Origin of the sequence: Shewanella sp. 10N.286.52.B9, from assembly GCF_002873635.1 — a bacterium.
GTDB lineage: Bacteria > Pseudomonadota > Gammaproteobacteria > Enterobacterales > Shewanellaceae > Shewanella.
On the sequence record NZ_MCTY01000037.1, the window covers coordinates 942 to 10,401 of the forward strand.

General features: G+C 44.2%; 7 protein-coding genes. 3 read left to right on the forward strand and 4 right to left on the reverse strand.

All coding sequences use genetic code 11. The features are described 5' to 3' along the window. The 3 genes from gmtX to BCU91_RS03210 all read left to right on the forward strand — a co-directional run. The coding region (gmtX, locus tag BCU91_RS03200; RefSeq protein ID WP_102530890.1) for a gamma-mobile-trio protein GmtX at positions 1-464 on the forward strand (464 nt) is incomplete at its 5' end. Continuing rightward, positions 464-901: a VPA1267 family protein gene (locus BCU91_RS03205; RefSeq protein ID WP_055024795.1), complete on the forward strand. Its 438-nt coding sequence runs from the start codon at positions 464-466 to the stop codon at positions 899-901. The genes gmtX and BCU91_RS03205, both read left to right, overlap by 1 nt. Beyond that, positions 898-3,051 (forward strand): AAA family ATPase, encoded by a 2,154-nt coding sequence (locus BCU91_RS03210; protein WP_055024796.1) that lies wholly within the window; start codon positions 898-900, stop codon positions 3,049-3,051. The genes BCU91_RS03205 and BCU91_RS03210 overlap by 4 nt, the downstream gene beginning before the upstream one ends. A gap of 248 nt (positions 3,052-3,299) precedes the next feature. Here BCU91_RS03210 and BCU91_RS03215 read toward each other — a convergent pair whose 3' ends face one another. The 4 genes from BCU91_RS03215 to ilvD form a co-directional block, all read right to left on the reverse strand. After that, positions 3,300-3,545, reverse strand: a complete 246-nt coding sequence (locus tag BCU91_RS03215; RefSeq protein WP_102530891.1) for a GntR family transcriptional regulator — start codon at positions 3,543-3,545, stop codon at positions 3,300-3,302. Between the two features lie 881 nt (positions 3,546-4,426). Next, the gene (locus tag BCU91_RS03220; RefSeq protein WP_102475776.1) at positions 4,427-5,581 is read right to left on the reverse strand and encodes an alanine--glyoxylate aminotransferase family protein; all 1,155 of its coding nucleotides are present in this window, start codon (positions 5,579-5,581) and stop codon (positions 4,427-4,429) included. A gap of 216 nt (positions 5,582-5,797) precedes the next feature. Next, on the reverse strand, positions 5,798-7,375 hold the full coding sequence (gene ilvA, locus BCU91_RS03225; protein ID WP_102530892.1) for a threonine ammonia-lyase, biosynthetic: 1,578 nt from the start codon (positions 7,373-7,375) through the stop codon (positions 5,798-5,800). A gap of 3 nt (positions 7,376-7,378) precedes the next feature. Beyond that, a complete protein-coding gene (ilvD, locus tag BCU91_RS03230) occupies positions 7,379-9,238 on the reverse strand; it encodes a dihydroxy-acid dehydratase (protein WP_102440067.1) in 1,860 nt (619 codons plus the stop codon). Between the last annotated feature and the right edge of the window lie 222 nt (positions 9,239-9,460).

Consider the following 9,460-nt stretch of genomic DNA (forward strand, 5'->3'; position numbering starts at 1 on the left):
CACTCATCGAAGCATGGGCGCAAAAGTGTAAAACCAACACTAAAAAGCCACTATCACCTACATCACGCTCCAAATCTGTCCCACAAGACAACAAGTTGTTAGAGCGCATCCCTGACCCAGCCGTCCGCGCTTTGTTTGGTCAAATCATCGCAGAGCGCAACCGCTACCGCAAAGAAGTAAACCTGCTTAAGCAACACGCCAATATCACGATTGATAAGCGACCTGTCCGTCAGTTTGATGCCAGCGCAGAGCCAAGCATTGAAGTGCTCCCCTCACTTTCTGGTGTGCTTAATGAATCAGAAAAAAAGGCATTGGCTTATGCCATCTCCGATGAGTGTATGGACAAGAACGACTGGCAAACAACGCAGGCAGGCCAAGTGAAAGACATGGAGTTCAACACAGAAATATTCCCCCGAGGCTTTGTGACTGGCCTGCGCAAGCTACTGGGTGAGGTTGATAACTAATGGCAAATGGGCAGCAAAAAGCACAGCAAAACCTCGATGCGTTTCAGGTGTGGGTGGCAACTCAACAGGATGATGACTTTAAACAAATAGTGTTTAGAGGTCAGCTAAATCGTATTGAAGTGGCTAAAGCCGTAGGCTGTGGTAAATCAGCTCTAAATCAAAATCCTGATTTACGAAAATCATTAAAACAACTAGAAGATAACCTGCGCGACAAAGGCGTGCTGCCACCACTGACCGACACCGCAAAAAAAGAAACTGATAAGCCTAAACAATACGATAATACGGCGAATCGCAAGGCGCTTGATTCAAAACGCTTATCAGCACTGGAGGCTGAAAACATTGAATTAAAAACCAAAGTGAAAGAGCTTGAATGTAAACTTGAGCGCTTTGGTGAATTATCAGAAACCTTGTCAGAAATGGGGTTCATGCCTCGATGAATGCTACCTTACACGAAGACCAATTGCGCGTCACCAGTATCCCCTACACCTCATCAAAGATGGTGATATTCAGCGGTACACCGCTAAAGAAAAACTCATACAGAGCCAACAGTGGTAAATACTACGTCACGATAAAGGTAGATCCTGACACATTGCCTGCACAACCAGCTATCGGTCAGTATTGGTCAGTCAAAGGAAGTCGACAAGTCGAAAGCATGGACATAGGCGATTACGTTATGCAGCAGCATACCTTTGAGTCACCTGAGTATGTTGAATGCAGTTTGCCAGAAACAGGCGAACAACTGATCCGATTCATCGCTAGGGAAGCTGCCTTTAAAGGTATTGGTGAAAGCAAAGCAAGGGCGCTCTGGGAGCTTTTAGGTAAGAATTTTCATGCAACCTTGAGAAAAGATACGCCAGAGTCAAGAGAGCGGCTTAGAAGTGTTCTGAGCGAAGATTCCATTATCTCATTGTTTGAGGGATATTCTAAATACAAGAATCTAGCCTACTGCAATTGGATGTCTGAACACAAGATACCTGCCAGTGTTCAGCAGCGTTTGCTGAAGTATCACACTGAGAAATCCATTGAAGCAATTAAACATAATCCTTATGCGCTAATTGGTTTCGGCATGAGTTTTACAGAGGTGGATTCTATTTCTCAAGCGAAGCTTGAGGCCACAACAAATGATGACAGACGATTGAGTGCAGCGCTTGAAATAGCGATACGCAAAGAGATTGAGAAAGGCCATACCTACACGATACAAGCTGATTTACGCACTTATTTAACCAAGTTACTCAAGGACAAAGAACTTGTCGCCAAAGCCTTTAAAGCAGGACATGACAAAGCTCAGTATTTATTAAATCACACAACAGGCACATACCATCCAACGGCTCAGTTATTGATGGAGAATGTCGTTGCTAAACGACTCAATGCGCTTGCCAGTCAAAACAACTTGTATGACGAGTATGCAGATTCTGCATATTGCTCTGCGGTTGGTGAATTACCTTATGAGCTAACAAAGAAACAAATAGAAGCTGTCACTACATGCTTGGATAACGCCGTAAGTTGCATTACAGGTGGTGCTGGAACAGGCAAAACGACAGTGCTTAGAACTGCATTGCGTGCCTATCATATAATGGGGTTTGAAATACATGCTGTAGCCTTAAGTGGTCGTGCGGCCATGCGCTTGCATGAGTCAATTGGTTTTATCACTTCAACGATTGCAAAGTTACTGCGAAATGAACCTATTGATTCAGATAAACAAAAACATCTGCTCGTTATTGATGAAGCCAGCATGATTGATTTGCCGACCATGTACCGCCTGGTCAACCATATTCATCCATCGGTTCGTATTATCTTTACAGGTGACCCCGACCAGTTACCGCCTATAGGTTGCGGCAAGGTACTTGCCGATATCGTTCTGTCTAAAGCCATTGCTAACACCATGCTAGATATCGTTAAGCGTCAGGAAGGTTCAACAGGCATTCCCGAATACTCCAAGCTCATTAATCAAGGCATCGTACCTGAGAAACTAAGTACGGGCGCTATTCACTTCCACGAAACGACAAAGAGCGACATTGCTCAAGTCTGTTGTGACTTGTATCAGCAATCACCTGAAAACAGTCGTGTTATGGCACCGACCAAAGCGCTCGTTGCTGACATTAATAAACTAACACAAGAAGCCGTCAACCATAATGGAAATAGACTTGAGTTCGAAATGCACGGTGAGAGATTCATTCAAAACCTCAGATTGAATGATGCGATTCTATTTACGCAAAACCATTACGACAAAGGCATTCAAAACGGCTCTCTTGGTACACTAACCAGTGTTGAGTCTTCGGGTGAAAGCTATGGTGAAGTAACGCTGGATACGGGGGATAAAGTTGAGGTCACACAATCAGTACTCGATTGCATGGAATTGGGTTATGCAATAACCCTCCATAAAGCACAAGGTTCTCAGTTCCCACGCATTATCATTGCTTTGCAGAAAGGTAGAATCGTTGACAGAGCATGGCTTTATACCGCTATCACTAGAGCTGAGCATGAAATTCACATTGTTGGGGCAGAAGATGATTTTAAAGCCATTACTGAGGCACCAAGTCATTCACATCGGCGTAATAGCTATCTTGTTGAGCTTTTAAAAAGATAAAAATAAAATTTGTTACTTTGGGGAGTGACTACGGGTACAAGCGGAGATAAGCTGTGTGTTAACGCGAAGCGTTATCCACATCTTATTCTGCGTTCTTGCGTAGCAAGATGTGCCTGTAGTTGAGCGACCATCAAAAAGCCCGTTGGTGTTCACAATAATTGCGTACTCATTTGCAACACACTTCTGGACAAAATCAAGTTAGAGTCAAAGCTCTTAAACTAACGCTATTCCCCATATGCAGCTTACCACTAGGTAAAGTTTTTTATCAGCACACTAGATTTCCCATGGCTAATTTCAATATACCCAAAACACTCTAAACGTATCAGTGCTTCTCTTATAGTCTGACGGCTATAGCCCATAATGAACTCAGACAAATCTCTTTGATTTGGAATTTTGTCTCCAACTTTATGGTGAACTTTCAAATACTCAACTAAATTCCGAAGTGCTGTATCTGACTCAACCATTTTGTCGAATCTTTTTTTTTCAATATCCATTTTCGTGGTCTCTATTAATGAAAAACTAGATAAATACCCAGTGTACGAAATTTAAGCGTTCTTGTTTCGTACACTGCTTGGCCTTAAGTGCTAATTTTCATTCGTATTTACTTCAGAGTGATAATGGTTATTCTCGATTGTAAATATTGAATCAATCAGAAATATAGGTATATCACTTAAATTATTTTTTAAGGGATAAGATAGGGTAAGTGCTATAACGAGCAGCACAATGTGTCTTTTCTTAACGATTGGAATGTTGGGCATAATTTACCTCAATTCAGTGGTTCGTCCACTTCGTTTCAGTAAAGATGTATAGTTGACGATGTTGTCAGAACAAAATCAAACTAAATACCTCTACTAAGTGGTGTTTAAGAGTTAAAAGCGCGGTGAAAATGGTGTTCTAGCACTATTGTTGCCGCTTTTTTGCGTCCGTGATTTATGATAATACCACGATTCAGGCTTATTCCAAACAGACCTGTCAAAATAAAGTCAAATATTAATGCCTTCTGTCACAGTGGCTTATCAATGACTACACTCATCAAGCTCTGCCGTAATTAACTAAAGTAAATCATTTAATAGGGGTCGTAGCTTGGTCTTATTCCTGATCGAATAACATTGCCTGTAACTCACTTTGGGGCAAAAGTTAGCTAGAGGTTTTGCTTTATCAGGTAGTGTAAACTCCTACCAAGATGGAGCGCACGACAACCGACATTGCGTTGCAAAAAAAACGTACACACCATTATACATAGTGTGTACGTCATTGTTACTTTAGCTAGCCCTTGTCGTATATAGCTATTCACTCACTCACACGAGAATAAACATACTTTCTACTATATACTCACGTGGGATGCCATTTTTATATAACATTTACATCAGCCTGCTTAGTTCAGCGCTTCTTCTAAAGCACGTAAACACAAGGCAACATTTTCGCGTCTAGCGCCGTAGCCCATCAAACCAATGCGCCAGGCTTTACCCGCCAATGCCCCAAGACCAGCACCTATTTCTAGGTTATAGTTTTCCAGCAACTGTTTACGCACTGCGGCGTCATCAACACCTTCTGGGATAAACACCGCATTGAGTTGTGGTAAACGGCACGCTTCATCAACAACAAAAGTAAGCCCTAGTTTTTCAAGGCCGGCACGCAGTAACTGATGCATATCAGCATGACGTTGCCATGCGTTTTCTAAGCCTTCATTGGCCAAAATACGTAATGACTCATGCAGTGCATAAAGGGCATTTACAGGTGCGGTATGATGATAGCTGCGTTTTGCGCCACTATCTTTACTACCCCAATAACCCATTACCAAGGTTTGATCGAGGAACCAACTTTGAACAGGTGTTTTACGTTGCTTTAATTTCTCAACCGCTTTGGCTGAAAAAGACACTGGCGAAATCCCAGGCACGCATGATAAACACTTTTGGCTACCTGAATAGATGGCATCAATGCCCCAATCATCCACTCGTAATTCAACGCCGCCCAGTGATGTCACCGCATCGACAATGCTTAAGCAATCATGTTGCTGCGCTAATGCGCATAAGCTTTTAGCATCAGATACTGCGCCAGTAGAGGTTTCAGCATGGACAAAGGCTAAGAATTTGGCATCAGGGTTGGCTTGCAGCGCTGCTTCAACTGCGGATACTGAAACAGGTTCGCCCCATTCGTTATCAACCACAATCGCAGTCGCGCCGACGCGCTCAACATTTTGGCGCATACGTTCGCCAAACACCCCGTTACGACAGACGATGACTTTCTCACCTGGCTCAACCAGGTTGACAAAACAGGTTTCCATACCAGCGCTACCTGGCGCAGACACAGCTAGGGTCATTTCATTTTCAGTTTGAAATGCATATTGAATCAGCGCTTTTAGCTCATCCATCATGGCGACGAATAAAGGGTCTAAATGACCAATGGTGGGTTTTGCTTGCGCAGCAAGCACTTCAGGATAGACATCTGAAGGCCCTGGCCCCATAAGGGTGCGGCGAGGTGGATTAAAGGCACTAATTTTTGAAACAGCATTTGACGAAACAGATAACATCAAAGTCTCCTTGGCTCGAGGTCTAGTTAGTAATAGCTCAATGAAACCTACATTTTTAATTGTTTTTATGCCACCGAATATAATTTCGTTTGTGGCCACCGTTAACAGGCGACTGAGACAATAACACACAGATAACCACAAAATCGCTATCTGCATGAAATTTATTGTCATGCTCTGCTATATGCTAACACTCGGCTGAAAATGCTCAGACTGCTATTATTGAGCCGTATTTAAAAACAGCTGATAGGCTGGACTTTGGGTTTCTTCTTGATAAACAAAACCAAGCTCAGTTAAAAATTGCTGAAACGCTTCGCCGTCACTGGCGGGCACTTCAAAACCTGCTAACACACGACCGTAAGCGGCGCCGTGGTTACGATAATGGAATAGACTGATATTCCATTGGCTTTGCAGGGTAGTTAAAAACTTAAATAGCGCCCCTGGATGCTCAGGAAACTCAAAGCTGAATAAGCGTTCATCAAGTGGCTCAGGCGGGTGACCGCCGACCATATAACGCACATGTAGCTTGGCGGTTTCATCATGGGACAAATCTTGTACTTCAAAGCCATCGCTTTCTAGATTTGCGATAATATCATCAAGCTCAGCTTGGCCATTTGACAGGCGAATACCTGCAAACACCACCGCTTTATCACGGCTGGAGAAACGATAATTAAACTCAGTCATGGCGCGTTTCTCTAACAGCTCACAAAAGCGTAAAAATATCCCCGGACGCTCAGGGACTTTAACCGCTAAAATAGCTTCTTTTTGCTCGCCTAGCTCGCAGCGCTCAGAGACATAACGCAAGCTATGAAAATTGACATTAGCACCAGACAAAATCGAAGCCACTTTTAACGGTTTATCTGCGTCATTGGCCACATGCTGTAGATACTTTTTCATCCCCGCGGTTGATAACGCCCCTGCAGGTTCAGCAATGGCGCGGGTGTCTTCAAAAATGTCTTTTACTGCGGCGCAGATTTCGTCTGAGGTAACGGTAATGACATCGTCAACATAGTCTTTGGCGACTCTAAATGGCTCTTCACCAATACGCTTAACCGCGACGCCATCAGCAAATAAACCCACTTGGCTTAGTGTTACTGGCTCGCCCGCAGCTAATGCTGCTTTTAAACAAGCTGCATCTTCAGGCTCTACGCCAATAATTTTAACCTGTGGCATAACAGCTTTATAATAAGCCGCAATACCAGCAATTAAGCCACCGCCGCCTACAGGTACAAACACCACATCAATATCACGCTGCTGTTGCAGCATTTCTTGAGCTATGGTGCCTTGACCTGCGATCACCGCTTCATCATCAAAAGGGGCAATATACACTCGGCCTTCTTTTTCAGATAAGGCTTTGGCGTAATCATTGGCTTGATCAAATGCCTGCCCGTGGAGCAGCACATTGCCACCTAAGCGCTTTACCGCATCGATTTTAATTTCAGGGGTTGTCGTCGGCATAACAATCACCGCACTAATGCCAACGCTTGCCGCCGACATTGCCACCCCTTGGGCGTGATTACCTGCAGAGGCGCATACCACACCTGCAGCAGCTTGCTCAGGGGTTAGCTGCGCAATACGATTATAGGCACCACGCAACTTAAAAGAATGCACTGGCTGCATGTCTTCACGTTTTAAATACACGTCACAGCCAAAGCGTGCCGATAGCTTTTTCATGCTCGATAGCGGCGTTACTTTGGCGACGTCATACACAGACGACAATAGGATCTTCTGTAAATATTGCTGAGCTAAGGGCATGGGCGTTAACTCCAGTTGCGTTGCTGATGCCAAGGATTGCATGGATTAACCTTCTAATTTACTGCGATCGCGCACAGCACCTTTATCGGCACTGGTGGCTAATAATGCATAAGCTTTAAGTGCCAAAGATACGTAACGCTCACGAGATACAGGCTTCCATGCAAGTGGCCCCTTTGCTTCCATAGCAGCGCGGCGACGCTCAAGTTCACTATCTGCAACGGCTAATTTGATTGAACGTGAAGGAATATCGATTTCAATGGTATCGCCATTTTCAACCAGTGCAATGGTGCCACCAGCAGCAGCTTCTGGTGAAATATGACCGATTGATAATCCTGAGGTACCACCAGAGAAACGACCATCAGTAATCAATGCACATGCCTTACCTAAACCGCGAGATTTAAGGTAAGTGGTTGGATAAAGCATTTCTTGCATACCAGGGCCGCCTTTAGGGCCTTCGTAGCGAATAACTACCACTTCACCAGCAACCACTTCACCACCTAAAATACCTGCTACGGCATCATCTTGGCTTTCATAAATGCGCGCTGTACCCACAAAGGTCAGGTTTTCTTCATCAACACCGGCCGTTTTGACAATACAGCCATTTTCAGCCACATTGCCTGAAAGTACCGCTAGGCCGCCTTCTTGGCTAAAGGCATTTTCACGGGTACGAATACAGCCTTGTTGACGATCATCATCGACACTGTCCCAATAGCAATCTTGGCTAAAGGCAGTTTGTGTTGGAATGCCTGCAGGTCCTGCACTATAAAAGCGTCGTACAGCTGCATCTTGTGTTTGGGCAATATCATATTTAGCCAATACTGATTTTAAATTGCCGCCATTATCCGCTGCCACATGGGGAACGTCACTATGCAGTAAGCCAGCTCTATCTAGCTCACCTAGAATACCCATCACCCCACCAGCACGATGAACATCTTCCATATGGTACTTTGGCGTTGAAGGCGCGACTTTACAAAGGTGCGGCACCATACGCGACATTCTATCGATATCAGCCATAGTGAAGTCCACTTCACCTTCTTGTGCTGCAGCAATAAGATGCAATACGGTATTTGATGAACCACCCATGGCAATATCTAGCGCCATGGCATTTTCAAAGGCTTTAAAAGAGGCAATATTGCGCGGCAAAACACTGGCATCGTCATCACGATAATAGCGGGTGGCGAGATCCATGATGCGCGTACCTGCTTCTAAAAACAAGTTACGACGCGCAGCATGAGTCGCTAATAACGAGCCATTACCAGGTAGTGATAAACCTAAAGCTTCTGTTAAGCAGTTCATAGAGTTGGCGGTAAACATTCCTGAACAAGAACCACATGTTGGGCATGCACTACGTTCAATCTGCTTACTGTCTTCATCACTGACATTGGTATCAGCGCCAGCGACCATGGCATCGACTAAGTCAAGTTTGATAATTTTATCTGAAAGCTTGGTTTTGCCCGCTTCCATTGGCCCGCCAGAGACAAATATCACTGGGATATTGAGCCTTAGCGCTGCCATCAACATGCCAGGAGTAATTTTATCGCAGTTAGAAATACACACTAGCGCGTCTGCACAATGGGCATTAACCATGTATTCAACGCTGTCAGCAATCAGCTCACGTGATGGCAAGCTATAAAGCATGCCGCCATGACCCATGGCGATACCATCATCGACGGCGATGGTGTTAAATTCTTTGGCAATACCACCTGCTTCTTCAATTGCGCCAGCAACCAATTGGCCCATATCTTTTAAATGCACATGGCCTGGTACGAACTGAGTAAACGAGTTCGAGATGGCAATAATTGGCTTACCAAAGTCAGTTTCTTTTACACCTGTTGCACGCCAAAGGGCACGTGCGCCAGCCATGTTACGACCTTCGGTACTGGTTGCTGAGCGTAGTTTAGGCATTGTCTTATCCTTTCCTTGTAATACTGCTTTAACCATTTTATTTGAGTCATTTACATGATGCGGTAACCATTGAAAGTAAACTGATTCAAATTGTAATAGTCGTTTAATTTATAATTATTTTAAATGGATTGAAGCTGTTTATTTAGCTCATAACTCTTGATTTAGCTCAAGGCTGCTTATTAAGCTCAAGGCTATTGAGTTAGCGGCTCTAGCCAGCCCCAC